Annotated in this window: 14 protein-coding genes; 5 read left to right on the plus strand and 9 right to left on the minus strand. The window is 67.0% G+C overall.

Features of this window, described 5'->3' with window-relative positions; genetic code table 11:
• Nucleotides 1-427 precede the first annotated feature (427 nt).
• Nucleotides 428-1,405 (minus strand): isopenicillin N synthase family dioxygenase, encoded by a 978-nt coding sequence (locus tag ACZK4H_RS15215; RefSeq protein WP_099554899.1) that lies wholly within the window; start codon nt 1,403-1,405, stop codon nt 428-430.
• 151 nt (nt 1,406-1,556) lie between these two features.
• Between ACZK4H_RS15215 and ACZK4H_RS15220 the strand changes: the two genes are divergently transcribed.
• From ACZK4H_RS15220 to galE, 4 genes are all read left to right on the plus strand, one after another.
• The gene (locus ACZK4H_RS15220) at nt 1,557-3,437 is read left to right on the plus strand and encodes a DUF3413 domain-containing protein (RefSeq protein ID WP_099554901.1); all 1,881 of its coding nucleotides are present in this window, start codon (nt 1,557-1,559) and stop codon (nt 3,435-3,437) included.
• Nucleotides 3,438-3,455: 18 nt separating this feature from the next.
• A complete protein-coding gene (locus ACZK4H_RS15225) occupies nt 3,456-4,601 on the plus strand; it encodes a glycosyltransferase family 4 protein (protein WP_099554903.1) in 1,146 nt (381 codons plus the stop codon).
• Nucleotides 4,594-5,451, plus strand: a complete 858-nt coding sequence (locus ACZK4H_RS15230) for a polysaccharide deacetylase family protein (protein ID WP_005410470.1) — start codon at nt 4,594-4,596, stop codon at nt 5,449-5,451. The genes ACZK4H_RS15225 and ACZK4H_RS15230 overlap by 8 nt, the downstream gene beginning before the upstream one ends.
• 68 nt (nt 5,452-5,519) lie before the next feature.
• Nucleotides 5,520-6,560, plus strand: a complete 1,041-nt coding sequence (galE, locus tag ACZK4H_RS15235) for a UDP-glucose 4-epimerase GalE (protein ID WP_099554905.1) — start codon at nt 5,520-5,522, stop codon at nt 6,558-6,560.
• A 169-nt stretch (nt 6,561-6,729) separates the two neighbouring features.
• On the opposite strand, the gene glmM is transcribed toward galE, so the two are convergent.
• The 5 genes from glmM to trpB form a co-directional block, all read right to left on the minus strand.
• Nucleotides 6,730-8,091 (minus strand): phosphoglucosamine mutase, encoded by a 1,362-nt coding sequence (glmM, locus tag ACZK4H_RS15240; RefSeq protein ID WP_099554907.1) that lies wholly within the window; start codon nt 8,089-8,091, stop codon nt 6,730-6,732.
• Complete coding sequence (gene accD / locus ACZK4H_RS15245; RefSeq protein WP_005410473.1) at nt 8,091-8,966, minus strand: acetyl-CoA carboxylase, carboxyltransferase subunit beta; 876 nt, start codon at nt 8,964-8,966, stop codon at nt 8,091-8,093. Before accD ends, glmM begins: the two co-directional genes overlap by 1 nt.
• 260 nt (nt 8,967-9,226) lie before the next feature.
• On the minus strand, nt 9,227-10,036 hold the full coding sequence (trpA, locus tag ACZK4H_RS15250) for a tryptophan synthase subunit alpha (RefSeq protein ID WP_099554909.1): 810 nt from the start codon (nt 10,034-10,036) through the stop codon (nt 9,227-9,229).
• A gap of 1 nt (nt 10,037) precedes the next feature.
• Entirely contained in the window at nt 10,038-10,718 is a 681-nt protein-coding gene (locus ACZK4H_RS15255) for a hypothetical protein (protein ID WP_099554911.1), read from the minus strand.
• Entirely contained in the window at nt 10,715-11,932 is a 1,218-nt protein-coding gene (gene trpB / locus ACZK4H_RS15260; RefSeq protein WP_099554913.1) for a tryptophan synthase subunit beta, read from the minus strand. The genes ACZK4H_RS15255 and trpB overlap by 4 nt, the downstream gene beginning before the upstream one ends.
• A gap of 96 nt (nt 11,933-12,028) precedes the next feature.
• On the opposite strand from trpB, the gene ACZK4H_RS15265 reads away from it, so the two are divergent.
• Nucleotides 12,029-12,916 (plus strand): LysR family transcriptional regulator, encoded by an 888-nt coding sequence (locus ACZK4H_RS15265; RefSeq protein ID WP_099554915.1) that lies wholly within the window; start codon nt 12,029-12,031, stop codon nt 12,914-12,916.
• A gap of 72 nt (nt 12,917-12,988) precedes the next feature.
• On the opposite strand, the gene ACZK4H_RS15270 is transcribed toward ACZK4H_RS15265, so the two are convergent.
• The 3 genes from ACZK4H_RS15270 to ACZK4H_RS15280 are packed head-to-tail and all read right to left on the minus strand — an operon-like array spanning nt 12,989 to nt 20,239.
• Nucleotides 12,989-14,098: a toxic anion resistance protein gene (locus tag ACZK4H_RS15270; protein ID WP_099554917.1), complete on the minus strand. Its 1,110-nt coding sequence runs from the start codon at nt 14,096-14,098 to the stop codon at nt 12,989-12,991.
• A gap of 40 nt (nt 14,099-14,138) precedes the next feature.
• Nucleotides 14,139-14,846 (minus strand): cell division protein FtsY, encoded by a 708-nt coding sequence (locus tag ACZK4H_RS15275; RefSeq protein WP_099554919.1) that lies wholly within the window; start codon nt 14,844-14,846, stop codon nt 14,139-14,141.
• Nucleotides 14,843-20,239: a DNA repair ATPase gene (locus ACZK4H_RS15280; protein ID WP_099554921.1), complete on the minus strand. Its 5,397-nt coding sequence runs from the start codon at nt 20,237-20,239 to the stop codon at nt 14,843-14,845. Before ACZK4H_RS15280 ends, ACZK4H_RS15275 begins: the two co-directional genes overlap by 4 nt.
• Nucleotides 20,240-20,266: the final 27 nt, after the last annotated feature.

Raw genomic sequence — 20,266 nt, forward strand, 5'->3', positions numbered from 1 at the left:
GCGGGTGGCTCCTGTGTGAAGTCAGCCGGTCATGATACCCGTTACGGCAAAAATCCGTTTCCGTGTAAGCGGTTACATGGATTTTCAGCCAACGGCGCAGCCCCTCGTGGCGGGGGTTGGGTTGTCGCGGAAGGCCCGGTTGGGTTGGTGGGATTGGCCGGGCGGGTGGGCTGCGCAGGGGACGCTGCAAGTACGTCCCTGTAAGCTCGTAGGCGCCATGGATGGCGCCTACGAGCCCCCATGGACGGGTTTACGGCGTGTCCTGCCCACCCACACCGCCCCGCCCAACCCGCAGAAACCCAGAGCCGCTTTGGCTTTGGCCTCTGCGGGTGCAGGGCGCAGCCCTGCCGAACACCCTCCGCTGCGCTCGCCGGGCACGGCCCGGCGCTACCCGTAATGAAAAAGCCGCCTTTCGGCGGCTTCTTCATTACTTCAGCTTGATCTCGCGCAGGCGTTCCTCGAGGAAGCCGTGGGCGGTGATCGGCTCCGGGTACCGGCTCGGGTTCTCCGCGGTGATGCACGACGGCAGCACATCGATCAGGAAATCCGGGTTCGGGTGCAGGAAGAACGGCACCGAGTAACGCGGCTGGCGGGCCAGCTCGCCCGGGGGGTTGACCACGCGGTGGATGGTGGACGGATACACGTGGTTGGTCAGGCGCTGCAGCATGTCGCCGATGTTGACCACGATGGTGTCCGCGTCCGAAGTGAACGGCACCCACTCGCCCTCATGCGACTGCACTTCCAGGCCCGCGGCGCTGGCGCCGACCAGCAGGGTGATGAAGTTGATGTCGCCATGGGCGCCGGCACGCACGTTCGGGATGTCGTCGGTGGTGATCGGCGGGTAATGGATCGGGCGCAGGATCGAATTGCCGAAGTTGGTCTTGTCGGCGAAGAAGGTCTCCGGCAGACCGATGTGCAGGGCCAGGGCCGACAGCACGCGCGAACCCAGGTTGTCCAGCGCCTGGTACAGGCCGTAACCCCGCTCACGGAAACCCTCGACCTCGGTCGGCCACAGGTTCGGCGCCATCACCTCACGGTACTTGGAGTCATCGGCGATCTCGCGGCCGATGTGCCAGAACTCCTTCAGGTCGAAGTGCTTGGAGCCCTTGGCGGTCTCCACGCCGAACGGGGTGTAGCCACGGGCGCCACCGCTGCCGGCGACGTGGTACTTGCGCTTGACCTCGTCCGGCAGGGCGAAGAAGGCCTTGAAGGCATCGTAGGCCGCGTCGATGTCGGCCTGCGGAATGCCGTGGTTGCGGATGCCCGCGAATCCCCATTGGCGGTAGGCCGCGCCCAGCTCGGCCACGAAGGCCTCGCGGTCGCTGTCAAAACGGGTGATGTCGAGGGTGGGGATCTGGCTCACAGCGATTCCTGGCTTGTCATTGGGTCTGGGGGGCCCGCGCATTCATGGCCCGCCTGAACATTGTGACAGATCGCCCGGCGGACGCTACTCGATCCTCGGAAACAAATCGATACAATGCGCGACCTGCGCACATTTAACGAATCCATCACGTTGGTAGCGCAAGCCCCGACCGCGCCTCCCGACCCGAAGCACCATGCCCGACGCCCCAGCCGCCATCGCCCTTCCCCCCGCAGGCCCTGCCCTTCGCTGGCGCCGGCTTGCGTGGTGGTCACTGTTCGTCCTGGGCAATGCACTGCTGGCGACGGTGATCACCCTCGGCAACGTGCCGCTGCACGACAACCCGGGCGGCCATCAGGGCCTGGCCTATCTCGCGATTGCCCTGCCGGGGCACCTGCTCGCCTTCGGCGCGCTGGCCGGTGCGCTGCCACTGCTGCTGGGCCTGTGGCCGCGCAGCGCGCGCACGCTGAGCATCAGTGCGGTACTGCTGCAGGGCGTGTGGCTGTGCCTGCTGCTGGTCGATGCCAAGGTGTTCACCCTGTACCGCTTCCACCTCAATGCCATGGTCGTGAACATGGTGTTCGGCGGCGCCCTGCAGGACCAGGTTGCGTTGTCGTGGAAGACCTGGGTGCAGGTCGGCCTGCTGGTGGCGGCCATTTTCACCGCCGAGGGCATCCTGGCCTGGGCGTGCTGGAAGCTGCTGCCGGCCGCGCCCCGCCGGCGCAGGGTGCTGCAGGCCTGGGCCGCGGCCGCCCTGCTGATGGCGAGCGGCCAGGTGGCCACCGCCTACTACGACGCACGCGGCGACCGTGACGTGATTGCCCAGTGGAACTACCTGCCGTGGGCCCAGCCGATCACCGCCAAGAGCTTCATGCGCAGGCTGGGCGTGGTCAGTGAACAACAGGTCGGCCTGCCCGATCCGCGCCATGCGCAGCTGCTGTATCCGCTGCAGCCGCTGCGCTGCCAGAACCCGCAGCGGCCCAACGTACTGATGGTCGTGCTGGAATCGCTGCGCCACGATGCGCTTACCCCGCAGATCATGCCGAACACCTCGGCACTGGCGACGTCCGCTCGCGTCTATGACCGCCATTTCAGCACAGGCAACGCCACCCGCTATGGCCTGTTCGGCCTGCTCTACGGCCTGCCGGGCGGCTACTGGCAAAGCATGCTTGACGAGCAGCGCGGCTCACAGCTGTTCAAAGTGCTGGGCCAGCAGGGGTACGACCTGCACCTGTACGGCAGCGCGCCGATGTACAGCCCGGAATTCGACCGCACTGCATTTGCGGATGTCCGCGACCAGCTGCACCAGGGACCTTCCGAGCTGGGTTCGGAAGGCCGTGACAGCAGCATCGTGGCCTCGCTTCAGAAGGACATCCGTGCCAGCCAGGCAGCGCACACGCCGTGGTTCGGCTTCGTCTTCCTCGATTCCACCCATGCGCCCTACCACATGCCCGCAGGCTACCCGCCGCTGGCGACCCCGATGGCGCAGGAAATCGACTTCCTCAAGTTCGGCCCGGACCACGACCCGGCCCCGGAACTGAACCGCTACCGGACCGCCGTGCATTACGCCGACAGCCTCGTCGGCACCCTGCTGGACGATCTGCGCGCGCAGGGCCTGGACCAGAACACCATCGTCCTGGTCACCGGCGACCACGCCGAGGAGTTCAACGACCTGAAGCTGAACTACTGGGGCCACAACGGCAACTTCTCCGACTACCAGCTCCAGGTGCCGTTCGTGCTGCACTGGCCCGGCCACGGCAGCGGCCACGAAGCACGCATCAGTTCGCACGAGGACTGGGTGCCGACCCTGATGCGGCACGCCCTGGGTTGCGAGAACGCACTGAGCGACTTCAGCACCGGCCAGGATCTGCTGGCCGAACCCGCAGGCGAGCGCGCACTGGTGGTGGAAAGCTGGTCACAACGTGCCGTCCGGCACGGCAACGCCATCTACGTGTTCGACAAGTTCGGCAATGCGACGGCGCTTGACCTGCACTACCGCCCGCTGCCGCAACAGGCCCCGGATGCCGGCGCCGTCCGTACCGCATGGGAAGCGCTTACCCGCTTCCGCAACCGCTGACCACAGAGGATGGATTCCATGAAACGCTCGCTGCGGATCCTGCATACCGAAGCCGCCCGGGGAATGGGTGGCCAGGAGATCTACATCTTCCGCCACATGCAGGTGATGCGTGCGCGTGGACACCAGGTGTCGCTGCTGTGCCAGCCCGATGCCCGCCTGGCCCAACTCGCGCGCGACGATGGCTTCACCGTGCATACCCTGCGCATGGGCGGCCTGGCACGGCTGCTGCGCGGCATCTGGTCGGTGTCACGCCTGGTGCGCCGCGAGCGCTACGACGTGGTCAACACCACCAGCCGCCGCGACGCACTGATCGCCGCGGCCGGCGCACGCCTGGGCGGCACGCCACTGGTGGTGCGCTCGCGCCACCTGATGAGCCCGGTCAATTCGCTGCTGACCTATACCGGTCTTCCGCACCGGATCATCACCGTCAGCGATTTCGTCAAGCGCCTGCTGGTCGATCGCGGCATTGCCGCCAAACACATCGGCATCGTGCCCCCCATGGCAACGCCCCCGCGCTGGGGCATGACCGAGCAGGGCGATCCCTGGAAGAACCTGCAGGACACCCGCGCACAGGTCCGCGCCGAACTCGGTTTCGCCGAGCGCGACATCGTGGTCGGCTGCGTGGCCGTGCTGCGCGAGCCCAAGGGCCATGCCGATCTGCTGCGCGCCATGGCACCCCTGTGCAAGGCCAATCCCGACCTGCACCTGGCCGTGGTCGGTGACGGCGAGCCGGTAATGGGCCGCCTGCAGGCCCTGCGCAGCGAACTCGGCCTGGAGCAGCAGGTCCACCTGCTCGGCTTCCGCAGCGATGCCCACCGGCTGATGGCCGGTTTCGACATCTTCGCCCTGGCCACCCACAAGGAAGCCTCGGGCACCGTGTTCCTCGAGGCTGCGCAGGCGGCACTGCCGATCGTCTCGCATCACGTTGGCGGCGTGCCTGAAATGGTGGTGGAAGGCAGCAATGCCATCCTCACCCGGCTGGGTGATGACGCCGCCCTCACTGGCGCGTTGCGGCTGCTGGTGGATGATCAGGAACGTCGACGGCAGATGGGCCGCGCCGGTTGGGACTGGATCCGCAGCGCCAGGCAGTTCAGCGCGACCGGCCACGGCGAGGCCACCGAAAACTACTACCTCCAATGGTTGAAGGAGCTGGGTCATGGCTAACGCCAGAACCGTACCGGTGCTGATGCACCACCATGTCAGCAACTCGCCGGGCATGATCACCGTGTCCCCGGAAAACTTCGAGAGCCAGATCGCCTGGCTCGCACGTACCGGCTGGACCTCGCTGACGCTGGACCAGTACGCCGGCTTTCTCGCCGGCAAGCCGGTGCCGCGCAAGTCGATCGTGATCACGTTCGACGACGGCTACCTGGACAACTGGGTCTACGCCCATCCGATCCTGCAGAAGTACGGCATGCATGCGGTGGTGTTCGTGGTCACCGGCTGGATGCACGAAGGCCCGATCCGCCCGCATGCAGGCATCGAAGGTGCCGAACTGCCGGCCACGCCGGAACATCGTGCCTGCGAAGACCTGATCTACAAGCAGGGCCGCAGCGACGAGGTAATGATGCGCTGGAGCGAAGCGCGTGCGGCAATCGAAGCCGGCACGTTCGAGGTCCACTGCCATACCCACAGCCACACCCGTTGGCTCAAGCGCGATGACCTGGACCGTGCACAGCGCCGCGAAGGCATCAGCGGCGACCTGGCCATGGCGAAGCAGACACTGCTGGAAAAGCTCGGCGAAGTCTCCGATACGCTGTGCTGGCCTTATGGTGACTTCGACGATGACTACATCGAAGTGGCACGCGAACAGGGCTTCCGCTACCTGCACACCACCCACCCGTTCGGCCGCAACGTGATTGGTGGCGATCCGGAGCGCATCTATCGCTTCGCGATCCGCAACCGGCCGGCCAGCTGGCTGCGCAAGCGCATCGCATGGAGCTACAACCCGTTGATCGCGCCGATCTTCAACGGCTTCAAGGCACGGCAGAAGAAGATGGTACCTGGCCCTTGAGAGGCCACGTCCATCCTCATCAAGGCAGCACCCGGTTTTCGAATGGACTCCAAGGAACAGTGAAGGCAATGAACGTACTGGTGACCGGCGGTGCTGGCTACATCGGCTCGCATGCCTGCGTGGAGCTGCAGCAGCGGGGGCACGGCGTGGTCATCGTGGACTCGCTGTGCAACAGCGACGCCAGCGTGGTCGAGCGCATCGGACGGATCACCGGCACGGCACCGGTGTTCGTGCAGGCTGACATCCGGGATCGACCGCGCATGGCCGCCTTGATGCAGGAACACGCGATCGATGCCGTGCTGCACTTCGCAGCGCTCAAGTCCGTGGGCGAATCCCAGAGGATTCCACTGCAGTACTTCGACAGCAACATCAGCGGTTCGATTGCCCTGCTCGGCGCCATGCAGGATGCAGGCGTGCAGTTGCTGGTCTTCAGCTCTTCGGCAACGGTGTACGGCAACCAGGACCACTGCCCGGTGGCCGAGACCGCTTCAACCTGTGCGATGACGCCCTATGGGCGCACCAAGCTGGTGGTCGAGCAGCTGCTCGCCGACCTGGCGGCAACGGGCCAGGACCTGCATGTCGCGACGCTGCGCTACTTCAACCCGGTCGGCGCCCACGCCAGCGCGCTGATCGGCGAGCTGCCGCATGGCACGCCGAGCAACCTGATGCCGTACATCGCGCAGGTTGCCGCCGGGCTGCTGCCGGAAGTGCAGGTCTTCGGGGATGACTATCCGACCCATGACGGTACCGGCGTGCGCGACTACATCCATGTGCAGGACGTCGCCAGCGCCCACGTGCTGGCCCTGCAGTTCCTCCGTGACCAGCGGCGCAGCATCACCCTCAACCTTGGCACCGGCCAGGGCCACAGCGTGCTGGAACTGATCCAGGCCTTCGAGCTCACCACCGGCATGCGGATTCCGTTCCGCATCGTGCCGCGACGCAATGGCGACATCGCGGTCAGCTTCGCCGATACCTCGCTGGCGCTGCGCGAGCTGGGCTGGAAGGCGCGTCACGATCTCACCGACATGTGCCGGGACACCTGGAAATGGCAGCGGGCGATGTCACAGGCCGCGCAAGGTGCAATGCCAACGCACCTGCCCGCGTGCTGATGCGGGCAGGACCCAGCGGTCGGAAACGCCCGTTCACGACGCGTCACAAAGTGCACAGCCGCAGCTGAACGCGATCGCGGGTCGCGCACGGTTCAGTCACCATCCCCAGAAAACGACATGGCCGCAAACGCGGCCATGTCGGGTGCAACACGCTGGACTCCCGCGGCACTCAGGCCGCTGCTTCACGCACCGCAGCGGACAGGCGATCCAGCGTTTCCTGCATCAGCGCGGCATCATCGGCTTCGACGGTAACCCGTACCACCGGCTCGGTACCGGACGGACGCAGGAACGCGCGACCGCGACCGGCAACCGACTGCTGCGCGGCCGCCAGCGCAGCCTGCACGCTGTCGGCCTGCACCGTGGCCTTGGCCGAGACATTGCCCAACCGCACGTTGACCGTTTTCTGCGGCACCCGCTCCAGGCCCTTCAGCGCCTGGCGCAGGGTCTGGCCGCTGTTGCGCAGTGCCACCAGCAACTGCAGGGCGCTGACAATACCGTCGCCGGTGGTGGCCCGGTCCAGGCACAGCAGGTGACCCGAGGCCTCGCCGCCGAGAACGCCCCCACCTTCGACCAGTGCCTGATGCACGTAGCGATCACCGACGTTGCTGCGCACGAACGGTATCTGCAGGTCGGCAAACGCCTTCTCCACGCCGTAGTTGCTCATCAGCGTCCCGACCACCGGGCCGCGCAGGCGGCCTTCAGCCTTCCACGCACGGGCCAGGATGTACAGCAGGTCATCGCCGTCCACCGGGTTGCCCTGGTCGTCAGCCATCAGCACGCGATCGCCATCACCGTCGAACGCGATGCCGAGATCGGCGCGGCTCTCGCGGACCTTGGCCGCCAGGTTGTCGATATGGGTGGAACCCACGCCGGCGTTGATGTTCACGCCATTGGGCTCGGCACCGATGCCGATCACCTCGGCACCCAGTTCGCGGAACAGCAGCGGCGCGATCTGGTAGGTGGCACCGTGCGCGCAATCCAGCACCAGGCGCAGGCCACGCAGGTCGAATGTGCGCGGCACGCTGGCCTTGCAGAACTCGATGTAGCGGCCGACCGCCTCGCGCGCCCGTGATGCCTTGCCCAGTTTTTCCGACTCAACGGTGGTGAACGGAACGTCCAGTGCCGCTTCCAGGGCCAGTTCGGTGGCATCGTCGAGCTTCTCGCCCTGGGCGGAGAAGAACTTGATGCCGTTGTCGTAATGCGGATTGTGCGAGGCACTGATGACGATGCCGGCGTCCACGCCCAGCGTGCGCGTCAGGAACGCCACTGCCGGCGTCGGCATCGGCCCCAGCAGCTGCACATCGGCACCGGCAGCGACCAGGCCGGCCTCCAGCGCCGCCTCGAACATGTAACCGGAAATGCGGGTGTCCTTGCCGATCACCACGATCGGTCGGCGCCCGTCCTGCCCACGCTGGGCCACCAGGACACGGCCCAGGGCATTGCCCAGGCGCAGCACGAAGTCGGCCGAAATCACGCCTTGGCCGACCCGTCCACGGATGCCGTCAGTACCGAAGTACTTGCGAGCACCCATCAAGCCACCTCCGGCGCCGGCTGCCGACCCAGCATCGCCAGCAGATCGGACAGGCGGTCGCGCATCTCGCGGCGGTCGCAGATCTGGTCGATGGCACCGTGCTCCAGCAGGAACTCCGAACGCTGGAAGCCTTCCGGCAGCTTCTCGCGCACGGTCTGCTCGATCACGCGCGGGCCGGCAAAGCCGATCAGCGCCTGCGGTTCGGCGATGTTGATGTCGCCCAGCATCGCGAACGACGCTGATACGCCACCGGTAGTCGGGTGGGTCAACACCGAGATGTACGGCAGGCCGGCTTCGCGCAGCTTGCCCAGCGCGGCCGAGGTCTTGGCCATCTGCATCAGCGAGAACAGGCCTTCCTGCATGCGCGCGCCGCCGCTCTGCGAGAAGCACACGTAAGGCGCACCGATCTCCACTGCGGTTTCAGCAGCCAGCGCGAAACGCTCACCCACCACCGAGCCCATCGAACCGCCCATGAAGGCGAAATCGAACGACGAGGCGACCAGCGCACGGCCCTTGAGCAGGCCGCGCATGGCGATCAGCGCGTCGTACTCACCCGTGTTCTTCTGTGCGATCTTGATGCGCTCGCTGTACTTCTTCTGGTCCTTGAACTTGAGCAGGTCGGTCGGACCCAGGCGCGCACCGATCTCGGTGGTGCTGTCGGCGTCGAACAGGGCGGCCAGGCGCGCGCGCGCGCGGATCGCCATGTGATGGCCGCACTTCGGGCAGACCTCCAGGTTCTCTTCCAGTTCCGGACGGTACAACGCGCTGCCGCAGTTGCTGCACTTTTCCCACAGGCCCTCGGGGACACTGCGCTTCTTGCTGGGGGTGTTGTCGGTGCGGATGCCGGACGGCATCAACTTGCTGAGCCAACTCATGCGGGAGGACACTTCCGTTCAGGGCGGCCCAGGGGCCGCAAAGGCGGACAGTCTAGCTCCGCTTTCCCTGCCCGTGCACCCCCTTGCCGGGCATGGGGGTGCTGGAAAAAACCATGCTGGGACGTACGTTTAGGTGTCGGGTAGCGCCGGCCGCTGGCCGGCAACCGTTACGTGTAGACCCATGGGTAGTGCCGGCCGCTGGCCGACAGCCCCTTACGTACAGACCCATGGGTAGTGCCGGCCAGCGGCCGGCCGTCCTGTTACGCGTCCAGCGCCTGCCGCAGCGGGGCCAGGAAGGTTCGGGCGCGCTGGGCTGCGTCTCCCGCCGAGTCCGCTTCGGCCAGCACCGCCACCAGCGCGCTGCCCACCACCACGCCGTCGGCCTGGCGGGCCATGGCAGCGGCACTGTCGGCATCCTTGATGCCGAAGCCGGCCACCACCGGCACTGAGGCGCGCGCGCGCAGCGCCTGCAGGCGGGCACTGGCGGCATCGCTGTCCAGGCGCTCGGAGGCGCCGGTGACGCCGGCAAAGCTGACGTAATAGAGATAGCCACGGGCCAGCGCCAGCAGCTTGTCGGCACGCGCCTCGCTGGTGGTCGGCGAGGCCAGCAGCACCAGCGCCAGGCCGGCCGCATCGAAGGCCTGCTGCGCTTCACCGGCCTCTTCCGGCGGCAGGTCGACCAGCAGCACACCATCCACGCCGGCCTCCACGGCTGCCTTGGCGAAGGCCGCGTAGCCGTGGATCTCCACCGGGTTCAGGTAGCCCATCAGTACCACCGGCGTCTGCGCGTCACGCTCGCGGAACTGCGCCACGGCCTGCAGCACGTAACGGCTGCCGGCGCCCCGTGCCAGCGCGCGCTCGGAGCTGCGCTGGATGGTCGGGCCGTCGGCCATGGGATCAGAGAACGGCACGCCCAGTTCGATCACATCGGCACCGGCCTCGACCAGCGCGTGCATGACCGGCACAGTGGCCTCCAACGAGGGATCACCGGCCGTGACGAAGGGGATAAGTGCCTTGCGCTGCTGTTCGCGCAGACGCTGGAAACAGGCATCGAGTCGGGATACGGACATTTCAGGCACATCCTTCAATCAGTTCAATCGCATCGCTGGTTCCCCAGTACATCTGAGTGACCCTCCCTTCAAACAGTTCCACGCGGATACCCAGGTCCGAACCCGGGTCCTGCCAGGTGAGGTACTCGCCCTGGTCACCGTCGTAGGCATGCGGGCTGGACACCGGCGGCTTCGGGAACTGGGCCATGGCCTGGGCGCGGGTCATGCCGACACGCAGGCCGAACGGACCGGGCTGCTGGGTCGGCGCCCCGCTCTCCGGATCCAGGCCTAGATCGAAACGGACGACGCGATCTTCATCAGTCATCATCGACACGCCAGGCGGCAGCCCCTTGCCGTCGTAGTACTCGCAACTGCCACCGATGGCTTCGACGGCCCCTTGCGCGGTCCACGGCCCGAGTGCCTTCAGATCGGCCATATGCTGGCCGATCAGCACCTCGCCGGCATGGTCCAGCGCCACCGAGACCACCGCGGGCGCGCCATCGCTGTCCGTGTCTTCCACTGACGGCGGATCGACGATCGGCGTACGCGCCATCGGGTCAAGGTCATCATTCGCAGCCGGCTGCTGTGCCGGCTGCGTAGTGGCCTTGGCGGCCGGTGCCAGCACCGGCGGCTCCGGCGGCTGGCACGCGGCCAACCCCAGCGCCAGCAGCAGCACGCCACTGTTCCGCAACAGCGCGCTCACAGCACCAGCCCTTCGCGCGCGGCAATGGTGTGCACGTCCTTGTCGCCACGGCCGGACAGATTGCAGAGGACGATCTGGTCACGCGGACGACCGCGCGCCAGCTTGATCGCCTGCGCCAGCGCATGGCTGGACTCCAGCGCCGGCAGGATGCCTTCGGTGTGGGCCAGCAGGTGGAAGGCCTGCAGCGCTTCTTCGTCGGTGATGCCGAGGTAGCGTGCACGGCCGGTATCGGCCAGGAACGCGTGCTCCGGGCCGACGCCCGGATAGTCCAGGCCGGCCGACACCGAATGGGTCTCGATGATCTGGCCGTCGTCGTCGCACAGTACATAGGTGCGGTTGCCGTGCAGCACGCCCGGGCGACCGGCAGCGATCGATGCTGCGTGACGGCCGGTGCTGATGCCATCACCTGCCGCTTCAGCGCCGACGATCTCGACCTGGCGGTCGTTGAGGAAGGCATGGAACAGGCCGATCGCATTGCTGCCGCCGCCCACGCAGGCGGTGATCGCATCCGGCAGGCGGCCGAACTCGGCCAGCATCTGCTCGCGCGCCTCACGGCCGACGATGGCATTGAAGTCACGGACCATGCGCGGATACGGATCCGGGCCGGCCACGGTGCCGATGATGTAGAAGGTGTCCTGCACGTTGGTCACCCAGTCGCGCATGGCTTCGTTGAGCGCGTCCTTCAGGGTGGCCGAGCCGGAGGTGACCGGCACCACCGTCGCACCGAGCAGCTTCATGCGGTAGACGTTGATCTTCTGCCGCTCGATGTCGGTGGCGCCCATGTACACCACGCATTCCAGGCCCAGCCGCGCGGCGACGGTGGCGCTGGCCACGCCATGCTGGCCGGCGCCGGTCTCGGCAATGATGCGCTTCTTGCCCATCCGCGCCGCCAGCAGGGCCTGGCCGATGGTGTTGTTGATCTTGTGCGCGCCGGTGTGATTCAGGTCCTCGCGCTTGAGCAGGATCTGCGCGCCGCCGACGTGATCGCTCAGGCGTTCAGCATGGTAGATCGGGCTCGGCCGGCCCACGTAATGGGCCAGGTCGCGGTCGTAGGCCAGCTGGAATGCGGGATCCTGCCGCGCCTGGTCATAGGCCTGGGCCAGTTCCTGCAGCGGGCCGACCAGGGTTTCGGCGACGAAGCTGCCGCCGTAGCGGCCGAAGTGGCCCTGGGCATCCGGGAAAGCGTGATAGTCGGCAATGGGGGAGGCAGACATGGATACGACCGATGGTTCAGACAGGTGGATACTCTAGCGCACGGGTCGTGACCGGAAAATGGATATTATCTGGCGCATATCGTCAGGAAATCTCACATGAGCCGTTCCCTGCTGCCTCCACTCAATGCACTGCGCGCGTTCGAGGCCACGGCCCGTCTCGGCGGCGTTGGTCGCGCCGCGCAGGATCTGCACGTCACCCACGGTGCGGTCAGTCGGCAGTTGAAGCTGCTGGAGGATCACCTTGGCCTGGCCTTGTTCCAGCGGGCCGGCCGTGGCCTGCGCCTGACCGTCGCCGGCACCCGCCTGCAGGCAGCCTGCGGCGAGGCCTTCAGCGGCATCGAAGACTGCGTGCGCGAACTGCGACGGCCGGCAGCCTCTCCAGCGCTGGTACTGGGCTGCAGTGGCAGCGTGCTGGCGCGCTGGATGATTCCACGCCTGCCAGCGCTGCAGGCCGCCCTGCCCGGCGTGCGCCTGCAGTGGTCGGCGCTGGATGGCAGTTTCACCGAAGCGCAGGCGGCGCTGGACGCCGTGCTGCTGCTGGCGCAGGGCCCGTGGCCACGGGGCTGGCAGGTATGCGAGTTGGCACCGGAACGGGTTGGCGTGGTGGTGGCACCATCGCATCCGGCGGCGCAGCGCCTGCGGCATGCACCGCCCTCGGCGCTGCTGCAGGAGACGCTGCTGCACACCAGCTCACGGCCGCAGGCATGGCCAGCATGGGCACAGGCGCACGCCCTGGACGTGTCGAAGCTGCAGCTGGGCACTGCCTTCGAGCACCTGTACTACCTGCTGGAAGCCGCTGTAGCCGGGCTGGGTCCGGCGATCGCGCCAGAGCCGCTGGTGGCCGAGGACCTGGCCGCGGGCCGCCTGGTCGCGCCCTGGGGATTTGCCGCCACCGGCGGCTTCTGGGTACTGGCATGGCCGGATGGTCCGGCCAACTCGCGCGTGCAAGCACTGGCGGACTGGGCGAGCCAGCAACTGCGCTGACAATGGAAAAGGGGACGGAAGGGATCAAGTCGTTTGTGCCACTGACGACGTGATCCCCTCCGTCCCCTTTTTTCAGCTGGCGGCCGGGGTGGCCAGTCGCTGCTGCAGGTCTTCGCGCAGGCGCGACAGTTCCACTTCCGCCTGCTGCCGCTGCTGCATCCCCTCACGATGGATGCTGCGCACTTCTTCCACCGTGGCGATCAGCTGGTCGTGAACATGGCGCAGCGTGGCCACGTCGATCACGCCGCGCTGGTTGCTGCGTGCGGTATCCACCGAGGCCTGGCGCATCAGGTCCGCGTTGCGGCGCATCAGTTCGTTGGTCGCGTCGTCGATGGCGCTGGCCAGCTCCGTGGCGGTCTTCTGCTCGCCCAGTGACAGCTGGATCGCGAACTGGCGCTTCCACGACGGGATGGTGATCTCGCGGACCGTGTTGAACTTCTCGATCAGCTGCAGTGCATTGGCCTGGATCAAGCGAATCATCGGCAGCGACTGGTCGGCGGCATGCTGCATCAGCTGCAGGTCGGACACCCGCTTGTCGATCAGGCGGATCGCATTTTCGACCTCGCCCAGGCGGATCCGCTGCTGCGGATCCTCACTGCCCTGCCCGGCCAGCTGCTCGGTCTGCAGTTCGGCCAGCCGCTGCTTGCCCGCAGCGGCGTACAGGCCCAGGGCATGGCGTTCCTCACGGACGATATCGTGCATGCGGTCGAACTCGCCCACACGCTTGCCCATCAGCACCTGCTGCGCGCCGACGTCTCCCAGCAGCTGCTCGATCTGCGCATTGGTGTCGCTGAACTTCTGCACCAGTTCACCCTTGGATGCGCGCAACCGATCGATCAGGCCTCCAATCAACGGCACCCTGGAACGCTGCGCGAATCCGTCGAGCTTGAGGCTGCGTGCGATGCGCACGACTTCGCCCAGCTTTTCACCACTGGCATCGAGATCACGATTGCGCACCTGGTCCAGCAGCTGGCTGGAGAACGCGGCGGTGCGGTTGGCGGCGTCGCGACCGAACACCTGCAGGTTGCCTGGACGCAGGTCATCCAGCTCACGGCGGATCTCGGCGATACGCGGCAGATCCTCATGGACCAGGCCAAGTGCCTTCAGCGTTCCTTCGTCGAGCGTGGAAACGGCAGTGTTGGCGGGTACCAGCGTGCCGGGGCTCTGACTGTCCTGGGCCATCGGGCGATCTCCTTGAAATGGGTAAGCGGCTGTGGCCGGTTCAGCGCAGTCTAGCCTGAGCGGCCGCAACCTCGTCATCGATCTGGGCGTGCAGCGCAGCCGCCTTCCCCGCCAATGCAGCACCTGCGGCGCTCTGGTCGGCCAGTGCGGCCTGTCGCCAGGCGGGCAGCAGGACATCATGGATGCGCGCGAAACGCTGCAGCAGCACCGTGTCCTGGTCCTGCAGCAGCTGCCATTGACCGGCTTCGACGCGATGCAGGGTCGCCAGCCGGCGCAGGTGATCCAACCGTTGCGACAGCGCGGCATGCCCGGCCGCGTCGCACTTCGCCAGCCGTGATGCGCCCAGCTCGACCCAGGCGTCCAGTGCTGTGGCCGCTTCTGAACGTTCATCGATGGCCAGAGCTCGCTGCTGCTGGTAATGCTGAAGGTGCTGGGCCTGCTCGCGCGCCTGCAGGGCCAGCACCCCCAGCTGCGACTGCAGCACATGCCCTTCCGCCTCGCGGTCAACATCGCGCCCAAGCAGGCGCCCCCACCAGCCTTCCTGTCGCCGGATCTGCGCAGGATTCCCCGCCTGCAGGGCCAGAGCGATACGCGCCAGCGCGGCCACCAGGCCTTCGCCCGCAACCGAGGGCAACATGACGGCCCGCTGCGCAAGTGCCTGCAGCAGCGGCGTACCGTAATCGCCCAGCACGGCGATATCGGCCGTGTCCGGCAATACCGGTGACGGCAGTGGCGCCTGCGGGATCACGGCAGCGGCGGCGGCTGCGGTGTCGATGCCAGGCTGCCTTCGCCGTCTTCCGGCGGCAGCGACTCGCCGTAGAAGTGGCGCATCAGCGCTTCATCCAATGCGCGTTCTTCCGGCGTCGTGGCACGGCGTACGCGAGCACGCGGCGGCACCGCGCCGCTGGAACCGCCGCGCTCGACCTGCTGCCGCGCCCAACCGGCGAACGCCGCCAGGGTCTGCGACACCTGTGCCTGCTGCGCCTGTGATGCCACCAGCAGTTCGACCAGAGGCGCCAATCCGGCCTGCAGATCTTCGGCCAGCAGCGTGGCCGGCGCGCTGTGGGCCACCGCGACCGGCTCCGGCGCAGCGGGTGCAGGGCGTGTTTCGGAGAGGCGCTGCAGGGCCTCGAGCAATGCCGGCCACGGCGCTGGATCGGCAACGGCAACGGGCGTCACGTCCGGCGCCGCCGGCGGCAACTGCAGCGCGCTGGCGATGTCCGCCAACTGCGCGACCACGCGTCCACCGACATCGCTGTCGTCGGCTCCCATGGCCTTGTTGCGCAGGAAATCACGCTTGATCTGAGCCCAGCGCTGCGACTGCACCTCATCCAGCACGCCGCGCAGTTCGGCCAGCTTCAGCAGGTTCTCCTCGGCGCCGGTGGTCAGCAGCTGCGCCTCGCCCAGGTAGTGGTCGGAGATCAACTGCTGCAGCTCGTCCTCGTTCATCACCGGCGAGATCTTCTCCGCCAGCTTGTTCATGTTGCGGTAGCTGCCCTGCAGCCGGAACGGCGGCTCGGTACGGTAACGATCGTCCTGCGCGGCACTGGCGATGTACTGCTGGTTGACCCGGTAGACCACGTCGCGAACGCGCAGCATGCGCTGCAGGGTGGCGGTGATCTCGTTGATCTCGGCGCTGCTGTAGGCGTGGCTGAGGCCATTGGTGGACACGTCCTTGCCCATCGCGCGATCGACCAGCACATACAGGTCGGCCATGTCACGCGTGGCCAGCGGCGCCAGCACCGGGTTGGAGGTCAGGCTGTTCTCGATGTAGCTCAGGGTGAACGACGCTTCCATGCCACCCAGCACATCGCCGAGGTTGTAGATGTCGGCGCGGTTGGCCAGCATGTCCGGAATCCTGAACACCTCACCGGACTCGGTGTACGGGTTGCCGGCCATGACCACGCAGAACTTCTTGCCACGCATGTCGTAGGTGCGGGTGCGGCCGCGCCACACGCCTTCGATGCGACGGGTGCCATCGCACAGCGAAATGAACTTCTGCAGGAACTCGGGATGGGTGTGCTGGATGTCGTCGACGTACAGCATGGTGTTGTTGCCCATCTCCAGCGCCAGGTTGAGCTTTTCCAGTTCCTGCCGCGAAGTGGCATCGGGCGCCTGTGCCGGGTCCAGCGAACGCACCTCGTGACCCAGCGCCGGGCCGTTGATCTTCATGAAGACCAGGCCCAGCCGGTGCGCCACGTATTCCATCAGCGTGGTCTTACCGTAGCCCGGGGGCGAGATCATCATCAGCAGGCCCATCAGGTCGCTGCGCTTGTTCTCGCCGACCGTGCCCATCTGCTTGGCCAGGTTGTCGCCGATCACGCCCAGGTAGACATCGTTGATCAGCTTGTTGCGTACGAACGAAGACAGCGGCCGCGCCTTGAACTCGGACAGGCGCAGGGTCTGCCGTTCGCGGTTGATGATGCCCTGGCGTACAGCTTGGTAGGCATGGAAATCGGGCACGAAGCGCTTCAGGTGGTGCTGCAGGCGTGCCAGGAAATCATCCAGTGACAGCGACAGCGAGCCGTTGTGGATGCGCGGGTGTTCGCCAAGCAGGCCCGGTACGTCCACGCGCAGCGGCGCGTCGCTGGCCCGCGTGCGCAGCTGGCGCTGCACCAGCAGCAGCGCAGCGGCCTCGTCGGCATGACCGGCATGCGCAGCCTGTGCAGGCAGACCGGCCAGCGCACGCAACCATTGCCCGGCCAGTGCCCAGCGTGCGGCCAGCGGATCCTGCGTACGTTGCAGCGCGCGCTCCAGTACTTCGCGCTGCCCAGCCTGGTCCAGTTGCTGGGTCAGGGCCTCCAGCAGGGCCTGGGCATGCTTGCTGGTGCTGAACACGGGTTCGCCGTTGACCAGTTCTTCGCCCAGATAGGCGGCCGCCGCCTCGGCGGCGTCTTCGTCGAAGGGCAACGACTGCGACTGCGCGAACGCACCAAGCGCAGCTGCCATTTCCGCGCGCAGGGCGACACGCCCTTCGTCCGAGCCGAACAGGCGGGCGATGGTTTCCGCCCCGGCCTGGCGGCTGGGCCATTGCAGTACCGCTTCTTCGCGCTGCTGCGCCGCCCAGAACAACAGGGCCAGCGCGCGCACCCGCGGGCCGTGACGCAGCGCGCCCGCAGACTGCTGCAAGGGCAGCAGCGCGCGCAGGATCAGCGCGGCGTCATGGTCATGGATACCGCGCTCGTAGCCTTCGCGATAGCGCGGCGCAGCGAAGGCACGGACGCGCTGGTCCAGTGCTTCGGGTGTGGCAACATCGTGCTGCAGCTGCGCCAGGTCCAGCCCATCGTGGCCCTGCTGTGCGGCCAGCAGCAGGCTGCCGGCCAGGTATTCGCCGCGGTAGATCGCATCGGATTCCGAATCCAGCGTCACCGGCCAGAACGGCCTGAGTGCCTCCAGTTCCGGGTCGTGCAGGGTTTCCAGGAAGTCGGTGCCGGTCAGGTGGATGGCCAGCGTATCGCCACGCGGCAACAGGGTCAGGTCCAGGGCCTGGGTGTTGACGCTGAAGCGGTGGCGCGGGCCAAGCCGGACCACGTTGCCACCGGCTTCGTAGAGGTCGCTGCGGTCGCGCAACTGGCGCACTGCCTGGTCGCGCACGCCCTTCAGGCGCGCCTCGATGTCATCGGCCTTGACGTTGTCGCGCAGGGTGCGCAGCCGCTCGGCCAGCTCGCGCAGCTTGAGGATCAGCGGGTCGCCGGCAAAGAACGCATTGAGTTCATCGGCGGTGGCAAAACGCTCGGTGCGCTTGGCCAGGCCGTCGAGGATGCGGTTGGCGGCATCCAGCACCGAACGCGCCTTGCGCTGGCGGTCGTCCAGCAACGCCTGCTTGTGCGTTTCGAAGGCCTCGACCAGTTCTTCGCGCTTGCTGAGGATGTCGCCGAGGAACTGCTCATGCTCGCCGAACTGGCTCTCCAGTTCTTCAAGCTGCACCAGCAGGCGTGACAGCTGTTCGTCGGCCCTTTCCGGATCGTTGGCCATCGCCAGCGCGCTGGTGATGGACTGCGAGAACAACGCGAACTGGGCGGCAAACTGCGCCACGGCCTCCGCCGAACCGAGGGTGCGGCGGCGCTGTTCGGCGCGGGTACGCGCCTGGTTCAGCCGCCCGTACAGCACGGAAATGGATTCAACTACGCGGGTGCGCGCGGTGGCATCGTCCACCTTCAGCCCGGCCATCAGTTCGGACAGCATGTCCAGATCGGCGGCCATGCCGCGCATGCCGTCCAGCTGCTCGTCCAGCTGGCGGGCGCTGCTGGCCTGCTGCGCGGCTTCATCCAGCGCCTGCAGGCGGCTGCCCAGCGGTGCCAGTGCGGCATCGCCGGCCAGGAATTCACCGGTTGCCGCGCCGACGCGGTCCTGCGCCTGCACCAGCTCGGAAGCCATGGCCTCGATGCGCGAGGTATCGATATAGCGCAGCTCGCGGATGGTCAGCAGCCGCCCGCGCAGCGCGGTGATTTCGTTCAGCGCCTCGACGAAGGCCTGCACCTCGTTCCAGTTCTGCGGCTGCAGGCGGCCCAGCAGGGCCTTGTGCGTGGCCTCGGCGTCGACCATCGCCTGCGCCGACTGTTGGCGGATCGACTGCACCTTCTCGTATTCGTCCAGCACCGATTCGCCGGTGGCACTGATCTGCCGCAGCAGCGCTTCGGCACCGTCGCAGGCCTCGTCACCGAGCCAGTGGTGGGTGTCGAACAGGCGGCGGGTATCGGCTACCAGGCGCTGGTAGCGCTGCACCGACACGTCCTGGCCGTCGATCTCGCGCGCCAGGTTGAACAGGTTGGAGATGCCGCGCACCAGTTCGGCATTGCCGATGCGGCCCATGAAGGTGTTGCCAGGCGGACGGCTGGCAGCGAACTCGTCGCTGCTGAACGGCGTCTGCCACACCTGCATCGGATGGATGCGGGTCGGTTCGGTGCCTTCGGCATGGAACAGCACCATGCGCCCATCCTGCAGGAAGGCGTAGCCGTGGCCGAACACGGGGTTCTGCAGCACGCGCTGGATGGTGTTGTAGACGAACAACGCCGAGCGACCGCCCTCGCGTTCGTAGAAGATGTACAGCACGTCCTCGCCGTTGGGCGAGCGGATGCTGCGCTTGAACTGCATGCCCGCCATCGAGGCGTCGAACGCCTTGTGCTCGCCGCCCTGCAGGTAGTAGCCGCCCGGGAAGATCACGCCGTGGTCTTCGGGCAGCTGCACGCAGGCCTGCACGATCGCATCGTTGCGCACGATGTCGCCGGTAAGCGTGTTGTAGATCAGCCCACGCCACACGGTTTCGCGATAGGGCAGCACCTTCAACAGCAGCAGCGAACCGACGCGGGCGAATTCGAACTGGGCGTCGTCCAGCGACTGCGTGCTGTCTTCGACCGGTTCGCTGTAGATGCCCTGCCCGGTCTCGGTGTTGTTCTCCACCTTGATGGTGAGGTCGCCGCCGGTGGTTTCCACGAACAGGGTGTCGAGGATGTTCAGGTGCGAATGGCGGCCATTGACCGCCAGGTCGCGGGTCGCCCTGCTCCATTCGAAGTCGAACGGCGGCGGCAGCGCGATGTCACGTTCGCCGCGCGCATCCAGATAGGTCAGTTCACCATCGCGCGACAGCGCCCAGCGGAACACGCGCACATCGCTGCTGCGCTCGCCGATCTGGAACGAGGCCAGCAGCTTGTCGCCGACCACGATCAGCTGCAGCAGGCGCGCGTGCTTGTAGTAGGCGTACAGCTCATTGAAGTCGTGCACGAAGCCGGGCTGGTCGAGGAAGCTGCCCTTCAGCTCCAGCGCAGCGACGTCGTAGCCATCACTGCCCTGCACCAGCCGGTACAGGCCGAACACGTCCTCGATACGGGTCTGGGTCTTCAGCCCGATGAACACGTTGTAGCCGAACAGCAGGCGGTCCGGACCCACCTGCACGATGTCGCGGCCGACGCAGTTGTTCTCGCTGCGGATGCGGAAACGCCCAACCACTTCCAGGCGGCTGTCGCCGAACTCGGCCAGGCGCTGGCGGTTGAGCGTTTCGGCCAGGCCCTGCAGGCGCTGGCCCTGTTCGGCCAGGCGGCGGCGCAGGACTTCGTAGGCACCGCCCTGGGCAACGGCCTGGTCGACGGTAGTGCCGCCGGCCTCCGCTGCGGTGGATTCGGCGGTCGGATGGGTTTCAGACATCAGCAGGCTTCCGGCTCACGGGCGAAC

The sequence above is a fragment of the Stenotrophomonas sp. 78350_Sma genome, from assembly GCF_056482105.1.

Bases quoted from the DNA above. Each gene is read 5' to 3' on its own strand.
- ACZK4H_RS15220 (WP_099554901.1), top strand. From the start codon at position 1,557: ATGCCCGACGCCCCAGCCGCCATCGCCCTTCCCCCCGCAGGCCCTGCC.
- ACZK4H_RS15265 (WP_099554915.1), top strand. From the start codon at position 12,029: ATGAGCCGTTCCCTGCTGCCTCCACTCAATGCACTGCGCGCGTTCGAG.
- ACZK4H_RS15230 (WP_005410470.1), top strand. From the start codon at position 4,594: ATGGCTAACGCCAGAACCGTACCGGTGCTGATGCACCACCATGTCAGC.
- galE (WP_099554905.1), top strand. From the start codon at position 5,520: ATGAACGTACTGGTGACCGGCGGTGCTGGCTACATCGGCTCGCATGCC.
- glmM (WP_099554907.1), bottom strand. From the start codon at position 8,091: ATGGGTGCTCGCAAGTACTTCGGTACTGACGGCATCCGTGGACGGGTC.
- trpB (WP_099554913.1), bottom strand. From the start codon at position 11,932: ATGTCTGCCTCCCCCATTGCCGACTATCACGCTTTCCCGGATGCCCAG.
- ACZK4H_RS15215 (WP_099554899.1), bottom strand. From the start codon at position 1,405: ATGCGCGGGCCCCCCAGACCCAATGACAAGCCAGGAATCGCTGTGAGC.
- ACZK4H_RS15225 (WP_099554903.1), top strand. From the start codon at position 3,456: ATGAAACGCTCGCTGCGGATCCTGCATACCGAAGCCGCCCGGGGAATG.
- ACZK4H_RS15280 (WP_099554921.1), bottom strand. From the start codon at position 20,239: ATGTCTGAAACCCATCCGACCGCCGAATCCACCGCAGCGGAGGCCGGC.
- trpA (WP_099554909.1), bottom strand. From the start codon at position 10,036: ATGTCCGTATCCCGACTCGATGCCTGTTTCCAGCGTCTGCGCGAACAG.
- accD (WP_005410473.1), bottom strand. From the start codon at position 8,966: ATGAGTTGGCTCAGCAAGTTGATGCCGTCCGGCATCCGCACCGACAAC.
- ACZK4H_RS15270 (WP_099554917.1), bottom strand. From the start codon at position 14,098: ATGGCCCAGGACAGTCAGAGCCCCGGCACGCTGGTACCCGCCAACACT.